Raw genomic sequence first — 17,234 nt, forward strand, 5'->3', positions numbered from 1 at the left:
CCCTTCTCCCCTACCCCTTCTCCCCTACGCACAAGGAGGCCCACATGAGCAAGAAGAGGAAACTCCCCCTCGTCTACCAGCCCGTCGGATTCGTGGTCGGCTGGGCGAGCGGAGCGCTGGCCGGCATGGCCTTCCGCAAGGTCTGGAAGGCGGTGCGGCACGAGGACGACGCGCCCGACGCGCTGGACAAGGACCGCGGCTGGGGGGAGGTCCTGCTGGCCGCGGCGATCCAGGGCGCGATCTTCGCCGCGGTGCGCAGCGCGGCGGACCGCACGGGGGCGAAGGCGATCGAACGGTCCACGGGGGTGTGGCCGGCCAAGGAGAAGGGGGGCCGGGACTAGAAGGATCCCCGCCCGGGCTCCGGCCCGGCCCGGGCGGACTTCTATCCGGCCCGGGCGGACTTCTGTCCGGCCCGGGCCGGGCGGACTCCTGCCGGGGCCGGGCGGGCGACGGCCCTGGGGCCGTCGGCGTCGGCGAGCGGGTGCGGAGTCCCTCACCCCTGCTTCGGGGCCGTGGACGGCAGCCGCCGCAGGGTGAAGGAGTGCCCGGCCGGGTCGGCGTAGCCGCGCTCCTCGTACGGTCCGTCGGCGCCCCTGGTGTCCAGGGGGCGGCCGCCGAGGCCGACGATCAGCCGTTCCACCTCGTCCAGGTCGTCGACGAGGAAGTCCAGGTGGGCCTGGAGGGAGTTCTCGGGGCGGGGCCAGCTGGGCGGGGTCGCGTTGACGTCGCGCCGGAAGGCGAGCCGTGTTCCGCCGGCCCCCTCGATCTCCACCCGGTTGGCGGTGACGTCGGTCTCCCGGCCGTCCAGCAGTTCCTTGTAGAACTCGGCGAGCCTCTCGGGCTCGGCGCAGTCGAGCACCACGACGCCCGCGTTCACCAGTGCCATGTCTCCTCCGCAGTTCGGTCCGCCGGGGACGGACCGGCACCGCCCCCGGACCTTGCGGATACCCCGGTTTCAGTCGCCCACCAGCCACTGCCCGTCCCCCATCAGCTCGCGTCCCTCGAACTCGCCCGCCGCACGCCAGGCCTGGATCCGGCGGGGCAGGATGCGGAAGTACAGATAGGGCGCGGTCAGCCGGCGCGGGTCGAAGCCGGTCTTCCCGGCGAAGATCTCCGCGTCCTCCTCGGGCAGTTCGGCGGGCGGTACGGCCACCGCGGTGCCCTCGACCATGACGACGTCGTCCGTCGGACCGATCCCCAGACGGGTGACGCCGGTGCTGCTCAGGTTGCGGCCGGTGGGGCTGGTGGCCGGGGTGGCGACGAGGAAGGTGGCGCCGTCCCAGACGAAGGAGAGCGGGACCAGCCAGGGGGCGGCGCCGCCCTCGGCGGCCGTGGCGACCCAGGCGTCGACGTCGTGTTCCAGCCGGTGCAGGGTGTCCTGCTTGCGCTGCTGCGGTGAGCGTGCGGGTGCTGAGGTCATGTCTCCAGTGTGGGTGCGCGTGCGTCGAGGCGCAGGGGGCGCCGTCCGGAGGCCGGCGCCGCCCCGGGCCGGGTGCCGCCCCGGGGGGGCGGCTGGCGTACGGCCCGCGCGGGGGTGAGCGGGTGGGGGCCGCGGACGCGGGACCGGTCCCGCCGGGCGCCGTCGGACGACCTGAGGGTCACATGCAGGCGATGGTGCTCTTCGCCAGTGGCCAGGCCTCCACGCCGTCGGGCGTGCGCACGTACACCGCCGACGGATCGTCCCGCAGCCACAACTCCCGGCCGCGGTGGCGGTATCCGGTGTCGTGGGCGTCCGGAGGCAGACGGGCGTCCCCGTCGTAGGGCGCGCTGAGCAGTCCGGCGTCGAGCACCCCCTCGGGGTCGCGGACGTACTGGCGGCTGTCCTCGCCCCGGCCCAGCACCAGGAAGTGCGCCGACCGCCAGTCGCAGTGGTCCGGGCCGGCGTGGCTGCTGAGGGTGGCGACCGGTACCCGCCCGCCGTCCGCGTCGGTCCAGATCTCGTACTCCCGGGAGTCGGTGAACGCCGCCGGGAGCTCGGCCGGGTCGCAGGAGGCGCTGGTCTCCGGTCCCCAGCCGGGCCGGCCCTTCCGGTCCTCGGCGACCACGACGGCGACCTTGGTCCGGCCATCGACGTCGAAGGAGTACAGGACGCGACCGTTCTCCGTCCGTTCGGCACGGTAGCCGGAGCGGGGGACGTCCGGCTGCTCGATGGCGAAGTACAGCCGCAGGCCGTCCTCCGGGGTCGCGCCGGCGTCGCTCGCGCTCCAGGTCTCGCCGTGGCTGCCCGAGTAGGCCTCGCCGTCGCACTCCAGCGCCCGCCCGGCGGCGCCCGACGTGGCGAGCACGGCCTGCTCGCCGTCCTCGTCCACGTCCTTCACGGGGACGTACAGCGGTCCGCCGTACGGCGTGACCGGTGCGGTGCCCGCCACGACCACGTCCGCGTCCTCCTCCCCCGCGCCGCAGCCCACGACGGCCGCCGCCACCGACGCCGTCACCGCCACGAGCGCTCCGAGCCCCCTCAGACCTGTGAGCCGCCTCGATCCTGCGCGCATCCCCGCCCCCTCGTTCCGTCACGGCTGTTCCGTGACGGCTGTTCCGTCACGACCGTCTCCCCCGCGCTTCTGCGACGCGGCAGCGGCCCGGAACGTTCGGTGGGCGGGTTCGGTGGGCGGTTCGGTGGGCGGGGCGGGACCCGCTGGGCCGGGAGGGCCGCGGGTTCAGGAGGCCGCCTGGAAGGTCCTGCGGTACGCCTGGGGCGACACGCCGATCGAGGCGTGCAGATGCTGGCGCAGCGAGGCGCCCGTGGCGAAGCCGACCCGGCCCGCGATCTGGTCCACCGTCAGGTCCGTGGACTCCAGCAGGCGCCGGGCGTGCACCACGCGCTGCTGGACGATCCAGCGGCCGGGGCTGAGGCCGACCTCGTCGTGGAAGCGGCGGGCGAAGGTGCGCAGACTCATCCGGGCGTGCGCGGCGAGGTCGGCCAGGGCGAGGGGTTCGTCGAGGCGTTCGAGTGCCCAGGCGCGGGTGGCGGCCGTGCTCGCGGCGCCGGTCTCGGGCACCGGCTGTTCGATGTACTGGGCCTGGCCGCCGTCCCGGAAGGGCGGGACGACGCAGCGGCGGGCCACCTTGTTGGCGAGGTCGCTGCCGTGGTCCTTGCGCAGCAGGTGCAGGCAGACGTCGACACCGGAGGCGGCTCCGGCCGAGGTCAGCACCCGGCCGTCGTCGACGAACAACACGTCCGGGTCGAGGTCCACGTGCGGGAACATTCGGCAGAAGTGCTCGGCGAGCTGCCAGTGCGTGGTGGCCCGGCGGCCTTCGAGCAGGCCGGCGGAGGCCAGGACGAAGGCGCCGGTGCAGATGGAGACGATGCGCGCGTCGGGGCGGATCCGGGCGAGCGCGGCCGCGACGGCGGCGGGGAGCTCGGCGGTGACCCGGGCGGGTGTGACGGGGGCGATGACCACGGTGTCGGCCGTCTCCAGGATCTCGGGGCCGTGCTCGACACCGATCGTGAAGTCGGCGGCCGTGGGGACCGGCCGGCCGTCCACCGTGCAGGTCAGGACCTCGTAGCGGCCGTCGGCCGCGCCGAGGATGCGGCTCGGGATACCCAGTTCGAAGGGGTAGACGCCGTCGAGGGCCAGGACGACGACACGCTCCGGGCGCTGCTGACCACCATGCATGGCACGATCTTATCGGAGAGTGGCCATCGTGCCACTTATCGGGGCTGTCCGCCGCTGGCAGGGTGTGGTGGCATGAGCACTGAGCGCACCATGCGCGTCATCACACAAGACGTCCTAGGCGGTCCCGAGGTCCTGCGGGAGGCCGTGGTCGAACGGCCCCGGCCGCGTCCCAACGAGGTGCTGGTCCGGGTCCGCGCCGCCGGCGTCAACCCGACCGACTGGAAGCACCGCGCGAACGGCGGCTTCCTCGGCCGGCCCCCGTTCGTCCTGGGCTGGGACGTCTCCGGCACGGTCGAGGAGGTGGGCGTCGGGGTCGCCGCCTTCCGGCCCGGGGACGACGTCTTCGGCATGCTGCCCTACCCGCACGGCCACGGCTCGCACGCCGAGTACGTCGTCGCGCCCGTCCGCGCCCTCTGGCACAAGCCGGCCGGGGTCGACCACGTCCAGGCGGCCGCGCTGCCGCTGGTCTCGCTGACCGCGCTCCAGGCGCTGGGCGAGGTCGCCGACGTCCGGGCGGGACAGCGGGTCCTCGTCCACGCGGCGGCCGGCGGTGTCGGGCACGTGGCCGTGCAGATCGCCAAGGCGCGCGGCGCGTACGTGATCGGCACGGCGAGCGCGGGCAAGCACGGCTTCCTGCGGGAGCTCGGCGCCGACGAGGTGATCGACTACCGGGAGACGGACTTCACCGAGGCCGTGAAGGACGTCGACGTGGTGCTGGACACCCTCGGGGGGAGCACGTCCACGGACTCCCTGCGCGTCCTCCGTCCGGGCGGTGTCGTGGTGTCGATCCTGCCGGTCGGATCGCGGGAGTTCTTCGACCGGGCCGAGGCGCTCGGCGTCCGCGCGGTGCGCCTGCTCGTCGACGCCGACCGGACCGGGATGCGCACGGTCGCCGAGATGGTCCAGGCGGGCACGCTGCGCGCCACGATCGCCGGGACGTTCCCGCTGGCCGAGGCGGCCGAGGCCCACCGGCTCGGGGACACCGGCCGGACCACCGGGAAACTGGTCCTGACCGTCGACTGAGGGCCCCGCCGACGCACCACCGGCATCCGACCGGCACCCCGCCGAAGCCCCGCGGACGCCCGCACCGGCACCCCGCCCGAGCCCCACAGACGCCCGCACCGGCGCCCGCCGCAGCCCGCCCGCCCCGCCGCCGTGCGGGGCGGGCGGGCTGCCGCCGCCGGTCGGGCTGAGCGCGCGCCCCCTTCGCTCACGATGCGAAAAAACTCGATCGAGACACGACTTCAATTCAAAGACATATGTCAATCGAACATGCTGGAATTCACTCCATCGGGGGTAACTTGCTGGGGCGGGGAACTGGCTTGCGCCGCCCCGCCGTTGAAGGCTCCCGACCGGTGGCGACCGGTGGAGCGGGTTGGAGGCGATGTCGTCGTGCAGCAGGAAGCCGCCGCGGACACCCCGCACCTGCGCGTCCACCAGAAGCGCGGGTACACGGTGCTGGAGTTCCACGGCGAGATCGACATCGTCGCGGCGGCGGAGATCGCCCCGCACCTCGACCACGCCACGGCGGGCCCCTCCCCGCGGATCGTGCTCGACCTCGGCGCCATCGACTTCTTCGACTGCTCCGGACTGCGCCTGCTCTACCGGGCCCGGGGCCGGGCCCTGGCGCACGGCGGCCACGTCCACCTCGTCTGCACCCACCCGCTGGCGCTGCGCGTCCTGCGCGCCACCGGACTGTCCCGCCTGCTGCCGCCCGCCCCGACGCTGGACGCGGCCCTGGCCCAGCCCGAGGCCGCCTCCGGCTCGTTGTGACCGCGCTCCGGCGGTGCCGTGCGCGCGGCACGGCGGCCGGGACAGGGCAACCCCGGCGCGGACCGCGCGACCGGCCCGGCGCGCAGTGTCACAGGTCGCCGTGCCACAGGTCGCCGTGCCACAGGTCGCCGTGCCACAGGTCGCCGTGCCACAGGTCGCCGTGTCACAGGTCGTCAACAAGGCGGTCTGGCACCGGGTTCGGCGGGAATCCGGTCAGCAGGAAGGAGGACCGTCGACATGACGACTTCCATCAAGCGCCTCCCCCGGCGCCTGCCCGGGTGGGCCAAGGTGCTCACCGCCGTCGTGCTGGTGCTCGTCGTGCTGTTCGCCGGGATCCGGCTGAGCCTGCTGCCGGGCCTGCGCGACGTCTTCGGCACCGAGACCCGTGACCGTTCGGGCCCGGCGCTGCTCGAGTCCATCCAGGACATGAGCCGCTACGACGCCGCCTCCGGCAACTTCCAGGTCGTCGTGGACCTGGAGAAGGACGCCGAATACCTCCCCGACGCGCTGCGCGGCACCCGCACCCTGTACGTGGGGGCGGGCACCGTCGACGCCTACGTCGACCTCGGTCAGGTCGGCGAGAAGGACGTGACGGTCGACGAGGACCGCACGTCGGCCACCCTCAGGCTGCCGCACGCGCGGCTCGGCACCCCGGCGCTGGACCCCGACCGCTCCTACGCGGTCTCCAAGCAGCGCGGCCTCCTCGACCGCCTCGGCGACCTCTTCTCGGACAACCCCAACGGAGAGCAGGCGGTGCAGAAGCTCGCCGTCCGGCACATCGGCGACGCGGCGAAGGACAGCGAACTGACCGCGCGCGCCGAGACCAACACCACGCACATGCTCCAGGGCCTGCTGCGCTCCCTCGGATTCGAGGAGGTGCGCGTGACCTACGGCAGCTGACCGGGCGCCGCTCCCCCGACCGCATCCTCCGATCGTTCGCGGGTAACCGCCCTACTACTCGGGGAAGTTGAGAACTGGAGGACAGCATGGCCCGTGCAGACCTGCGTCCGCGTACCGCCGCCCTGCGCGCACGCGTCTTCGGCCCGCGCACGGCCGGGCCGGAGGAACCGGCGTCCGCCGCGCCTCCGGCACCGCCGGAGAAGGACGCACACCGGCCGCGGACCGGGCGCCGGCCGCTGCCGTTCCCGCTGCGGGCGCTGGCGATGCTGCTGGCCTTCGCGTTCATGGTGGGATTCGCCGTCGTACTGGCCCGGCTGACCCTGGAGCCGTCCCCCGCCTCCGAGGCGCTGGTCCACTCCAACCTGCGGCCGGGCCGCTCGCTCCAGGCCTACCTGGACCAGCCCGAACTGCGGGACGCCGTCAAGCAGATCGGCGGCAACATCCTGCTGGGCGTGCCGTTCGGCGTCCTGGTGCCGGTGGTCGCGCCGCGGGCCCGCGGGATGCTGGGCGTCCTGCTGCTGACGGCGTCCGTCATGCTGCTGGTGGAGTTCGCCCAGGGGGCGCTGGTGACCGGGCGCGCCTTCGACATCGACGACGTCATCCTCAACACGGCGGGAGCGCTGATCGGCTACCTGATCGTGGGCCGCCGGATGAGCCGCGCGGTCCACGCGCGCGCACGACGGGCGTGACGACGCGAAACGGCCGCGGGCAGGACGCCGGGAGCGGAGTGGTTACCGGCGGGACGCCGGGAGCGGAGTGGTTACCGGCGGGACGCCGGGAGCGGAGTGGTTACCGGCGGGACGCCGGGAGCTGAGTGGTTACCGGCGGGACGCCGGGAGCGGCTACGGGCGGGACGTCGGTGCGGCAGCGGCCGCCGCGTGACAGCGGCGGCCGCTGCCGCACGCGCGTGCGGGCCCTGCCGCGCCCGCGCGGGCGGCCCGGCGCGGTGACGACAGGACCTAGCGGGGGCGCCAGGTGTACCGGTCACCGCCCACCCAGCGCACCACGTCGGGGTCGTCGAGGTCGTGGACCGTGATGCCGAAGGAGGCGGCTGCCTGGAGGACGTCGGTGACGTCCCGCGCCTCGCCGACCACTTCGCCGTCGATTTCCACGATGCGGAAGGGCGACGTGCCCGGCTGCACCCCGAGCACCGTGATCCGCGGGTGGGAGATGTAAGGGCTCGCGATTTCGGTCATGTCATAGAGCGTAGAACGCAACCGCCAGTTACGAATCTCCCGGTTCATCCCGTTCCGTCGGCGCCGCTGGCGCCGCTTACCGTCCGCTCGCCGTCCGCTCGCCGTCGAGCAGTTCCAGCACCGCCGCCTCCACCGCGCCCTGGGTGGCGGGGCGCCCGAAGTTCCCGTGCTCCCCGAGCCGGGTGAGCACGGGGGCGATGGTGCGTCCCTGCTCGAAGAGCTCGAAGACACGGGGGTCAATGTAGGAGCTCCGGCACACCGCGGGGGTGTTGCCCAGATAGCGGCTGACCTCGCGGACCGCCCGGCCGGCCTGCCGACGGCGGGCGGCGGCGGTGGCGCGGGCCTCCTTCGTGGTGACGGAGAGGGCGACCGCGGCCAGCACGGTGGCGTGCCAGGTGCGGAAGTCCTTGGCGGTGATGTCGGTGCCGGCCAGCCGCCGCAGGGCCTCGCTGAGATCACCGCCGTGCAGGTCGTGCCAGACGCCGCGCTCCCGGTAGACCAGCAGCCGTTCTCCGCCGCGCCGCCGCCGCAGCTGGGCGCGCACCACGGCGTGGGCCTGGTCGTCCACCAGCGCGCGGACGGTCTCGGTGCCGCCCTTGGCCGGGAAGTGGAACGCGAGTTCGCCGCGGCCGCAGGTGACGTGCTCGCGGAGCATGGTCGTCAGGCGTACGTCTCGCTGGTCCTGGTGTGCCGGTCGCTGCCGATGCGGAAGAAGCCGAGGTCCAGCAGGCGTACCGCGCACGCGGTGACACGGGCCCGGCCCAGGCCGCGCGCGGTGAGGTCGGCGGAGATCCGGGCGCGCAGGTCGGGCAGGGCGCGGGCGACCTCGCGGACGTGCTCGTGCTTGCACTGCTCCTGCCGGGCCCGGAAGAGCTCGTGGTAGAGGTACTGGCGGCGACCGGCGTCGTCGGTCCCGACGGCCTGGAGGTGGCCGTTGGGCCAGGGGCAGATCCACACGTCGCGCCAGGCGGGCGGAATGGTCAGGGCCCGGATCCGGGCGAGCTGCCCGGGGTCGGTGAGCGGCTCGCCGTGCTGGTCCCGGTAGCGGAAGCCCCGGCCGGAGCGGACGCGGGTGAAGCCGGGCAGGTCCCAGGAGCTCGTCCGCAGCCTCCGCATCGGGCTCACGGACGGCGCCAGCCGTCGTCGGGGAGGTGCGAGCCGGCCTGCGGGCCCATCCTCAGCATGCCGCCGTCGACGCTCCAGGAGGCGCCGGTGACGTACGAGGCGTCCGGCCCGGCCAGGAAGGCGATCACCGCGGCGACCTCACGGGCGTCGCCGGGCCGGCCCAGCGGGATGCCGGGGCGGTCGACGGTCCGTACGTCGGTGTCCTCCTGCCCGGTCATGGGCGTGGCGATCTCACCGGGCGCCACGGCGTTGACGGTGATCCCGTACTCGGCGAGTTCCAGCGCCATGACCTGGGTGAGCAGGCCGAGACCGCCCTTGGCCGCGCAGTACGGCGCGGCACCGACGCGCGGCTGGTGCTCGTGCACGGAGGTGACGTTGACGATCCGGCCCCCGTCGCCCTGCCGGATCATGTGCCGCGCCGCCTTCTGCCCGCACAGGAACGGGCCGAACAGGTCGACGTCCAGCACCCGGCGCACGTCGTCCGGCTCCAGGTCGAGGAACGGCGTCATGGTGCCCGTACCCGCGTTGTTGACCAGCACGTCGAGGCGGCCCAACCGGTCGCACAGCTCGTCGACGGTGTCGGCGGCGGCGGGCAGCCGGGTGAGGTCCAGGTGCGCGACGGCGGCCCGCCGGCCGTGCGCGCGGACCTCCTCGGCGGTCTCCTCGGCGCCCTTCTCGTCGGTGTGCCAGGTGATGCCGATGTCCATCCCGGCCTCGGCGAGGCGTACGGCGGTGGCGCGGCCGATGCCGGAGTCGGCACCCGTGACCAGGGCCACCTCGGGGCGGCGGGCGGTGGGGGCGGACATCGATGGGCCTCCTCGTGACGGGCGAGGGTGGTGGGACGTCGCAGTACCCCGGCGCACGGCGGACAAACCGTCCGACGGGATGCCGGGCGAACCCCAGGGCGGACCCCGGGGCGAACCGCGGGGCGAACCGTCGGACTGCCCGCCGGGGGAGCCACCGGGCGCAGGACCGGGTGGGGCGCCGGACGGATCGTCGCCCCGCCGTGCGGGTCGCGCCGTGCTGGGGAACTCTGGAGCGAGCGAGGAGGTGGCGATGGATCCCGTCGAAGCCCTGGAGCGGATCGCCTTCCTGCTGGAGCGGTCGCTGGCGCCGACGTACCGGGTGCGCGCCTTCCGTACCGCGGCCCGGGTGCTGGGGCGGCTGCCGGCGGCGGAGGTCGAGGAACGGGCGGCCAGGGGCACGCTGGAGTCGCTCAAGGGCGTCGGCCCGAAGACGGCCCAGGTGGCGCGTGAGGCGCTCGCCGGGCGCGTCCCGGCCTACCTGGAGAAGCTGGAGGGCGAGGCCGGGCAGCCGCCCGTGGACGACGGTGGGCGGCTGCGGGCGCTGCTGCGCGGCGACTGCCATGTGCACTCCGACTGGTCCGACGGCGGCAGCCCGATCGAGGAGATGGGCCGCACGGCGGCCGCGCTCGGCCACGAGTGGGCGGCGCTCACCGACCACTCGCCGCGCCTGACGGTGGCCCGCGGACTCTCCCCGGACCGGCTGCGCCGCCAGCTGGAGGTGGTCGAGGAGCTGAACGCGGCCTGGGCGCCGTTCCGGCTGCTGACCGGCATCGAGTGCGACATCCTCGACGACGGCTCCCTCGACCAGGAGCCGGAGCTGCTGGAGCGGCTCGACGTCGTGGTGGTGTCCGTCCACTCCAAGCTGCGCATGGACTCCCGGGCGATGACCCGCCGCATGGTGCGGGCCGTCCGCGATCCGCACGCCGACGTGCTCGGTCACTGCACCGGGCGGCTGGTGACCGGGCGGGGGCGGCCGGAGTCGCAGTTCGACGCCGACGAGGTGTTCGCGGCGTGCGCGGAGTCGGGCACCGCCGTGGAGATCAACAGCCGGCCCGAGCGGCTCGACCCGCCCCGGCGGCTGCTGCGCCGGGCCGTCGAGGCCGGAGTCCTCTTCTCCGTCGACACCGACGCGCACGCGCCCGGCCAGCTGGACTGGCAGATCCTCGGCTGCGCACGCGCCGAGGAGTGCGCCGTGCCCGCCGAGCGGGTGGTCACCACCTGGCCGGTGACGGACCTGCTGGCCTGGACGCGGGAGGGCCGGATTCCGGCGGGCGTGGCGGGCGCCTGACGTGGTACCCGGGCCACGGCCCCCGTCAGGTGCGGGGAGCACGAGCACCCGAGCGTACGGGCGTCCCGGCGACCGGCCGACCGGGCACGGCGGACGGCAGCGCCCCGGACGTACGCCACGGTGCCGGACGCCGACGCCGTCTGCCGGGCCGGGTCACCCGAGGGCCCGGGGCTCGTCGTGCGTCCGGACCCGGGCGCCCGCGAGAGAAAGGACCACGGATGGAACGCGCCGCCGTCTTCGACGTCGACGGCACCCTCGTCGACACCAACCACCTGCACGTCGTGACCTGGTGGGAGGCGTTGCGCCAGGCCGGGCACCGGGTGCCGATGCACGCCGTGCACCGGGCGATCGGCCTCGGGTCCGCCGACCTGATCGCCCATCTGCTGGGCGAGGACCGCGACCGCGACGAGGACGCCGGGCTGAGCGCCGCCCACAAAACCCTCTACGGCCAGTACTTCGACCGCCTGCCCGCCCTGCGCGACGCCGGACCGCTGCTGAAGCGGCTGCACGGCGACGGCTGGACGGTCGTGCTCGCCACCTCGGCGAGCGGGGCGGAGCTGTCGGCGCTGCGGCGCGCCCTCGACGCCGACGAGGCGATCACGGCCACGGCCAGCGCGGACGACGTGGAACGGGGCAAGCCGGCACCGGAGCCCGTCGAGCACGCCCTGGAGCTGGCCGGGGTGCCCGCCGAGCGGGCCGTCCTGGTCGGCGACACCGTCTGGGACATGCGGGCCGGCCGCCGGGCCGGCGTGCGCTGCGTGGGCGTCCTGTGCGGCGGCATCCCGCGCGCCGACCTGGAGGAGGCGGGCGCGCAGGCGGTCTACGCCGACCCGGCCGACCTGCTGGCCTCCCTGGGGGACAGCCCACTGGCATGAGCGACCCGGCCGAGACGAGCAGGACGGAAGGAACCGGGGCCCGCTGGGCCGGGACGCTGCGCCGGGAGGCGGGCGCCGCCGGCCGTGCGGTGCGGGCGGCCTGGAGCGGCCCCGGACGGGAGCGCGACCTGGTCGTGCAGTCGCTCAAGGCGACGCTGGCGGCGGTGCTCGCCTGGTTCGTGGCGAGCGACTGGCTGAGCGATCCGATGGCCCTGATGGCGCCCTGGGTGGCGCTGGTGCTGGTGCGGACCACGGTGTACGGCTCGCTGCGGCAGGCCGCCCAGCAGTGGACGGCGATCTGCGCGGGCACGCTGCTCGCGTCGGCGGCGCAGGCCCTGACCGGGGACACCCTGGGCGCGCTCGCCCTGTGCGTGCCGCCGCTGACGCTGCTGGCGCACTGGCCCCGCTTCGGCGACCAGGGCGTCTACGCGGCGACCACGGCGGTGTTCACCCTGGCGTCGGGCGCGGTGTCGGGGCCGGCGGTGGGGCACCGGGTGGGGCAGGCGGCGCTCGGCGCGGTGATCGGCGTGGCCGTGAACGCGCTCGTGCTGCCGCCGGTGCACCTGCGGGACGTACGGGAGAACCTCGCGGCGCTGGCCCGGGAGGCGGGCGGGACGCTGCACGCGGTCGCCGCCGGGCTGGCGGACGGCGACTGGGACGCGGCCACGGCCGCCGACTGGTCGCGCGCCGCCGACCGGCTGGAGCGGCGGCACGAGGGGCTGCGGTCGGCACGGGGCTGGAGCCGGGAGAGCCTGCGGCTGACCACCGGACCGCTGCGCGCGCTGCACCGGGTGCCGCTCGATGTGCCACCGGAGTCGGAGGACGCCCGCTGGGGCCGGGTGACGGGCCATGTCGCGGCCCTCACCCGCACCCTCGCGGTCGCCGCCGACGACGACCGTACGCCCGCCCCGCCGCAGGCGGCGGCCCTGCGGATCTACGCCCGGCTGCTGCACCTGATCGGCGACGCCTCCGAGGCCGAGGGCGAGCGGTTCCTGCCGGCGGGCATCGGCGGGCACCCGGCCGACGGCAGCCGGGCGGGGACGAAGCGGGAGACGGAGCGGGAGACGGGGACGGAGCAGGAGACGGAGACGGAGCGGGAGACGGGGACGGAGCGGGAGATGGAGGAGCTGCGGGCCCGGCTGCAGGACAGTCTGCGCGACCACGCCGGGCAGGGCGCGGCGCACACGGCCGTTCTCGCGACGCTGCTGCTCCAGGCGGAGAACCTCTGGGTCGAGGTCCTGCCGGGCGCCCGCCGGAGAAGCCGGGCGGGGTGACGCGGATCACCACGGAGACGGGCGGAAGGAGGGAACAGCCGCCGGTGGTTCACCGTTGAACAGCGCGTGGGTGCGGAGGGGACAGTGTCCCCGGGCCTCACCTTTTGCCCACAGGGACGATCGTTCGGCTGAAGCCCTGTGGAGTCTTTCGCCGAGAGGCGACCGCCCTCCGCACCCACCACCGAGCCGCCCCGACCGTGATCCCCCGTCCGGTCGGGGCTTTCTCATACCCTCCGGTCGCCCGCCCTCCCCCTGATCGCCTCTCCCCCGATCGCCTCCCCCGGATCCGTCCGTCTCCTGGTCCGTCCGTTCGCGGTTCTGTCCGTTCGCGGTTCTGTCCGTTCGCGGTTCTGTCCGTTCGCGGTTCCGTCCGTTCGCGGTTCCGCCGGTGCCGCGGCGTGGGGCTTGACTTCGAGGGCGCTCCAATTCGTAGCGTTCCGGTCATGAACACCGCACAGCACGCGATCGGTTCGGGATTCGGCGCCCGGAGCACCGCCGACGACGTCCTCGCCGGCCTCGACCTGACCGGGCGGCTCGCCCTCGTCACCGGCGGCTACTCGGGCCTCGGTCTGGAGACCACCCGGGCGCTGGCGAAGGCCGGTGCCCGGGTCGTGGTCCCCGCCCGCCGCCCGGCCACCGCCGAGGAGAACCTGGCCGGCGTCGACGGCGTCGAGGTGGACGAACTGGACCTGGGCGACCTGGACAGCGTCCGCGCCTTCGCCGACCGCTTCCTCGCCTCGGGCCGCGGTCTCGACCTCGTCATCGGCAACGCGGGCATCATGGCCTGCCCCGAGACCCGGGTCGGACCGGGCTGGGAGGCCCAGTTCGCCACGAACCACCTCGGTCACTTCGCCCTCGTCAACCGGCTCTGGCCGGCGATCGAGCCCGGCGGCGCCCGCGTGGTCTCCGTCTCCTCCCGCGGCCACCACTTCTCCGGCATGCGCTGGGACGACGTCCACTGGCGGCAGGGCTACGACAAGTGGCAGGCGTACGGTCAGGCGAAGACGGCGAACGTCCTGTTCGCCGTCCACCTCGACCGGCTGGCCCGGGACCGGGGCGTGCGCGCCTTCGCCCTCCACCCCGGCGGCATCCTCACCCCTCTCCAGCGGCACCTGCCGAAGGAGGAGATGGTGGCGAACGGCTGGATCGACGAGGCCGGCAACCCGCTGAACCCCGAGGGCTTCAAGTCGCCGCAGCAGGGGGCGGCCACCCAGGTGTGGGCGGCGACCTCGCCCCGGCTGGCCGGGATGGGCGGGGTCTACCTGGAGGACTGCGACATCGCCGAGCCCGCCCGCCCGGGGGACGGCGCGCGCTCCGGTGTCAAGGACTGGGCACGGGACCCGGAGCAGGCCGCCCGGCTGTGGGCGCTGTCGGCGGAGCTGACGGGGGTGGACGCCTTCGCCCGGCCCTGACCACCGTCGCGGAACACCGTCGCGGAACACCGTCGCGCGACCGCCGTCCCGCGAACTCCCTGCCGCGGAACTCCGCGCCGCACGCGCCCCTCGCCTCGCCTCCCGGTCGTCCCTCCCGCGTCGTCCCACGGCACCGGGGTACTCGGGGCGCTCGACGCGGACGCGGTGAGAGGAGCGGACGGTGGGCAACGGGTCGGGCAGGAAGGTCGTGGTCACGGGCGCGACCGGCAATGTCGGCACCAGCGTGGTGCGGCGGCTGGCGGAGGATCCCGAGGTCGGGTCGGTCGTGGGGCTGGCCCGGCGCATCCCGGACTGGTCGCCGCCGAAGACGCGGTGGTCGGCGGTCGACCTGGCGTCGGAGGAGGCCGAACTGGACGGCCTGTTCGAGGGCGCCGACGCGGTGGTGCACCTGGCGTGGGCGTTCCAGCCGACGCACGATCCGGCGGTGACCTGGCGGACGAACGTGCTGGGGAGCATCCGGGTCTTCGAGGCGGTGGCCGCCGCACGGGTGCCCGCACTGGTGCACGCCTCGTCCGTGGGCGCGTACTCACCGGGGCCGAAGGACCACGCGGTGGACGAGTCCTGGCCGACCCACGGGTGGCCGGACGCCGCGTACTGCCGGGAGAAGGCCTACCTGGAGCGGACCCTGGACACCTTCGAGCGGGACCATCCGACCCTCCGGGTGGTGCGGATGCGCCCGGGCTTCCTGTTCCAGCGGGAGTCCGCCAGCGAGCAGCGCCGCATCTTCGGCGGCCGGTTCCTGCCCGGGCCGGCCGTCCGCCCCGGGCTGCTGCCCTTCCTGCCGGACGTCCCGGGGCTGCGGGTGCAGGTGCTGCACACCGACGACGCGGCCGAGGCGTACCGGCTCGCCGTGCGCACCGATGTGCGCGGCGCGTTCAACCTGGCCGCCGATCCGCCGGTCGACGCCGGGCTCCTGGGCGAGATGTTCGACGCCCGCCCGGTGCGCCTGCCCCGTACGGCCGCCCGTTCGGCGATCGCCGCCGCCTGGAACCTCCACCTGCTCCCCGCCTCCCCCCACCTCTTCGACGCGGTCCTGCGCCTGCCCCTGATGGACTGCACCCGCGCCCGCGTCGAACTCGGCTGGCGCCCCGAGCGGGCGGCGACGGACGTCCTGGAGGAGTTCCTGCGCGGGATGCGGGCCGGAGCGGGCGCGCCGACCGAGCCGATGCGCGGGCGGAAGGTGGGCTGACGGGCCTGGAACGGGCTCCTGGACCGCAGCGCACGCAGCGCTGATCCGGCGCCTGGCGTACACGGGGAGGACGTGTACGCCAGGCGTCGGATCAGGGGCCGTGGGCGTGAGGCTCTGGAGGTACCGGGGGCGGACGGGCCGCTCAGCCGGTCGGCTCGTCCGGGACCGGGTGTTCGGGGTGGACGGTGGCCGCCCGGGGGGCGCCCTTGCGGCCCGTGCCCGCTTCGTCCGTGTCGGGGACGTCGGCGGCGGATTCCTCGTCCGTCCCCTCGTCCTCGCCGGGAGCGACCTCCCAGGGGTCCTCGCCCTCGGAGGCCTGCTGGTCGGGCAGGTCGCGCGGGACCGGTGGGCCGTTCTCGCCGGGTCCTTCGAGACGGTGGTCGGTCACGGGAGCTCCCTTCGGGGTCGTAGGGCGGGGCTCACGCGAGTACCTCCGGCCCCGGCGGCGAAACGTCAGTGCGGGGCGCGTTCCGCCAGGGCCGTGCGCCAGGCGGGCGGCGGGCCGCCGGGCAGCGGCTCGGGCCGTCGGCCGCCCCGCGCGAAGAAGTCGGCGAGCGGCAGGATGGCGGCTCCCACCGTGACCGCGTCGGGGCCGAGCCGGCCCAGCTCGACGGTGACCTTCTCCGCCGGGTGGCGCAGGGCGTACGCGGTGGCGTGGCGGCGTACGGCGGGCAGGAAGCGGGTGCCGAGCCGGAGGCCGGCCCAGCCACCGACGAGGATGCGCTCCGGCTGGAAGAGGTTGATCAGGTCGGAGAGCCCCGCGCCCAGGTACTCGGCGGTCTCCTCCAGGACCGCGAGGGCGACGGGGTCGGGGGCGGCGCCGTCGGCCGGGTAGGCGGCGGCGAGCATCGCGGTCAGCGCGGTCTCCTCGTCGGCGCCCTCGGGCGGCCGGCCGCCCTCCTCGCGCCAGCGGGCCAGCAGCGCCTCGGCGCCCGCGTAGGCCTCCAGGCAGCCGAGTGCCCCGCAGCGGCAGCGGCGCCCCCGCACCCGGACGGTCAGGTGCCCCCACTCGACGGCCCGGCCGTGCTCGACGTCGGGGGTGACGAGGCAGGCGCCGACGCCGGAGCCGAAGAGGACGACGCAGGCGGTGCGGGCGCCGCGCCCGCCGCCGAACCACATCTCGGCCTGCCCGAGGGTCCGGGCGCCGTTGTCGATGAGGTACGGCACGGTGCCGGGCAGCGGGGAGCCCTCGCGGAGCAGTTCCTCCAGGGGGACGGCGTCCCAGCCGATCGTCTGGCCGTGCACGACGGCGCCCCGGTCGGGGGTGCGTTCGACGATGCCCGGGACGCCGATGCCGACGCCCAGGAGCCGCTCGGCCGCGATCCCCGCGGCGTCCAGCACCTCGGCGACACCGTCGCGGACGTGGCCGACGATGCCGTCGACCTCGTACCGCCGCTGCTCCAGGGGGCGTTCGGCGCGGGCCAGTTCGGTGAGGGTCAGGTCGAACAGCTCGATCCGCACGCGGGTCTCGCCGATGTCGACACCGATCATGTGTCCACTGCCGGGGGCGACGCGCAGGAGCGTGCGGGGCCGGCCGCCGTCGGAGTCGACGCTGCCGGCCTCCTCCACCAGTCCGTCGGCGACCAGGTCGGCCACGACGTTGCTGACGGAGCCGGAACTCAGGCCGGTGGCCGGACCGAGTTCGAACCGGCTCAGGGGCCCGTCGAAGTAGAGCCGTTGCAGGACGGCCGTACGGTTGGCCCGCCTGAGATCGCGTACCGTACGCCCGTTGCGCCCTGCCATGTGGCTCCTTTCACA

18 protein-coding genes and 1 pseudogene are annotated in these 17,234 nt (G+C 75.0%); 10 read left to right on the top strand and 9 right to left on the bottom strand.

Annotation, left to right across the window (positions count from 1 at the left end):
* Positions 1 to 44: 44 nt before the first annotated feature.
* Entirely contained in the window at positions 45 to 341 is a 297-nt protein-coding gene (locus ACIP67_RS27410; protein ID WP_401695503.1) for a DUF4235 domain-containing protein, read from the top strand.
* Positions 342 to 493: 152 nt separating this feature from the next.
* Here the strand turns inward: ACIP67_RS27410 and ACIP67_RS27415 are convergent, their stop codons facing one another.
* From ACIP67_RS27415 to ACIP67_RS27430, 4 genes are all read right to left on the bottom strand, one after another.
* Positions 494 to 886 (bottom strand): VOC family protein, encoded by a 393-nt coding sequence (locus ACIP67_RS27415; protein ID WP_401695504.1) that lies wholly within the window; start codon positions 884 to 886, stop codon positions 494 to 496.
* A 69-nt stretch (positions 887 to 955) separates the two neighbouring features.
* The gene (locus ACIP67_RS27420; protein ID WP_401695505.1) at positions 956 to 1,420 is read right to left on the bottom strand and encodes a pyridoxamine 5'-phosphate oxidase family protein; all 465 of its coding nucleotides are present in this window, start codon (positions 1,418 to 1,420) and stop codon (positions 956 to 958) included.
* A gap of 178 nt (positions 1,421 to 1,598) precedes the next feature.
* Positions 1,599 to 2,492, bottom strand: coding sequence for a hypothetical protein (locus ACIP67_RS27425; protein WP_401695506.1), 894 nt, complete (start codon positions 2,490 to 2,492; stop codon positions 1,599 to 1,601).
* 165 nt (positions 2,493 to 2,657) lie between these two features.
* Positions 2,658 to 3,617, bottom strand: coding sequence for a GlxA family transcriptional regulator (locus ACIP67_RS27430; RefSeq protein ID WP_401695508.1), 960 nt, complete (start codon positions 3,615 to 3,617; stop codon positions 2,658 to 2,660).
* A gap of 72 nt (positions 3,618 to 3,689) precedes the next feature.
* On the opposite strand from ACIP67_RS27430, the gene ACIP67_RS27435 reads away from it, so the two are divergent.
* The 4 genes from ACIP67_RS27435 (at position 3,690) to ACIP67_RS27450 (ending at position 6,979) form a co-directional block, all read left to right on the top strand.
* The gene (locus tag ACIP67_RS27435) at positions 3,690 to 4,640 is read left to right on the top strand and encodes an NADP-dependent oxidoreductase (protein ID WP_401695509.1); all 951 of its coding nucleotides are present in this window, start codon (positions 3,690 to 3,692) and stop codon (positions 4,638 to 4,640) included.
* Between the two features lie 369 nt (positions 4,641 to 5,009).
* Entirely contained in the window at positions 5,010 to 5,390 is a 381-nt protein-coding gene (locus tag ACIP67_RS27440) for an anti-sigma factor antagonist (protein ID WP_401695510.1), read from the top strand.
* A 237-nt stretch (positions 5,391 to 5,627) separates the two neighbouring features.
* Positions 5,628 to 6,290, top strand: coding sequence for a DUF4230 domain-containing protein (locus ACIP67_RS27445; RefSeq protein WP_401695511.1), 663 nt, complete (start codon positions 5,628 to 5,630; stop codon positions 6,288 to 6,290).
* Between the two features lie 86 nt (positions 6,291 to 6,376).
* Complete coding sequence (locus ACIP67_RS27450) at positions 6,377 to 6,979, top strand: VanZ family protein (protein WP_401695512.1); 603 nt, start codon at positions 6,377 to 6,379, stop codon at positions 6,977 to 6,979.
* Positions 6,980 to 7,249: 270 nt separating this feature from the next.
* Here the strand turns inward: ACIP67_RS27450 and ACIP67_RS27455 are convergent, their stop codons facing one another.
* From ACIP67_RS27455 to ACIP67_RS27465, 3 genes and pseudogenes are all read right to left on the bottom strand, one after another.
* Positions 7,250 to 7,486: a hypothetical protein gene (locus tag ACIP67_RS27455; RefSeq protein ID WP_401695514.1), complete on the bottom strand. Its 237-nt coding sequence runs from the start codon at positions 7,484 to 7,486 to the stop codon at positions 7,250 to 7,252.
* 76 nt (positions 7,487 to 7,562) lie between these two features.
* Positions 7,563 to 8,602: pseudogene (locus tag ACIP67_RS27460) on the bottom strand (DNA topoisomerase IB).
* Positions 8,603 to 8,607: 5 nt separating this feature from the next.
* Positions 8,608 to 9,417, bottom strand: coding sequence for an SDR family oxidoreductase (locus ACIP67_RS27465; RefSeq protein ID WP_401695515.1), 810 nt, complete (start codon positions 9,415 to 9,417; stop codon positions 8,608 to 8,610).
* Positions 9,418 to 9,667: 250 nt separating this feature from the next.
* On the opposite strand from ACIP67_RS27465, the gene ACIP67_RS27470 reads away from it, so the two are divergent.
* The 5 genes from ACIP67_RS27470 (at position 9,668) to ACIP67_RS27490 (ending at position 15,476) form a co-directional block, all read left to right on the top strand.
* Positions 9,668 to 10,705, top strand: a complete 1,038-nt coding sequence (locus ACIP67_RS27470; protein WP_401695517.1) for a PHP domain-containing protein — start codon at positions 9,668 to 9,670, stop codon at positions 10,703 to 10,705.
* A gap of 218 nt (positions 10,706 to 10,923) precedes the next feature.
* The gene (locus ACIP67_RS27475; RefSeq protein ID WP_401695518.1) at positions 10,924 to 11,580 is read left to right on the top strand and encodes an HAD family hydrolase; all 657 of its coding nucleotides are present in this window, start codon (positions 10,924 to 10,926) and stop codon (positions 11,578 to 11,580) included.
* Positions 11,577 to 12,854: an aromatic acid exporter family protein gene (locus ACIP67_RS27480; protein ID WP_401695519.1), complete on the top strand. Its 1,278-nt coding sequence runs from the start codon at positions 11,577 to 11,579 to the stop codon at positions 12,852 to 12,854. Before ACIP67_RS27475 ends, ACIP67_RS27480 begins: the two co-directional genes overlap by 4 nt.
* A 443-nt stretch (positions 12,855 to 13,297) precedes the next feature.
* Positions 13,298 to 14,266 (top strand): SDR family NAD(P)-dependent oxidoreductase, encoded by a 969-nt coding sequence (locus ACIP67_RS27485; protein WP_401695520.1) that lies wholly within the window; start codon positions 13,298 to 13,300, stop codon positions 14,264 to 14,266.
* A 181-nt stretch (positions 14,267 to 14,447) separates the two neighbouring features.
* Positions 14,448 to 15,476, top strand: coding sequence for an SDR family oxidoreductase (locus ACIP67_RS27490; RefSeq protein WP_401695521.1), 1,029 nt, complete (start codon positions 14,448 to 14,450; stop codon positions 15,474 to 15,476).
* 142 nt (positions 15,477 to 15,618) lie between these two features.
* On the opposite strand, the gene ACIP67_RS27495 is transcribed toward ACIP67_RS27490, so the two are convergent.
* Positions 15,619 to 15,864 (bottom strand): hypothetical protein, encoded by a 246-nt coding sequence (locus ACIP67_RS27495; protein ID WP_401695522.1) that lies wholly within the window; start codon positions 15,862 to 15,864, stop codon positions 15,619 to 15,621.
* 65 nt (positions 15,865 to 15,929) lie between these two features.
* Complete coding sequence (locus ACIP67_RS27500) at positions 15,930 to 17,219, bottom strand: ROK family protein (RefSeq protein WP_401695523.1); 1,290 nt, start codon at positions 17,217 to 17,219, stop codon at positions 15,930 to 15,932.
* Positions 17,220 to 17,234: the final 15 nt, after the last annotated feature.

This window comes from Streptomyces sp. NPDC088812, from assembly GCF_044750285.1.
Classification (GTDB): domain Bacteria; phylum Actinomycetota; class Actinomycetes; order Streptomycetales; family Streptomycetaceae; genus Streptomyces.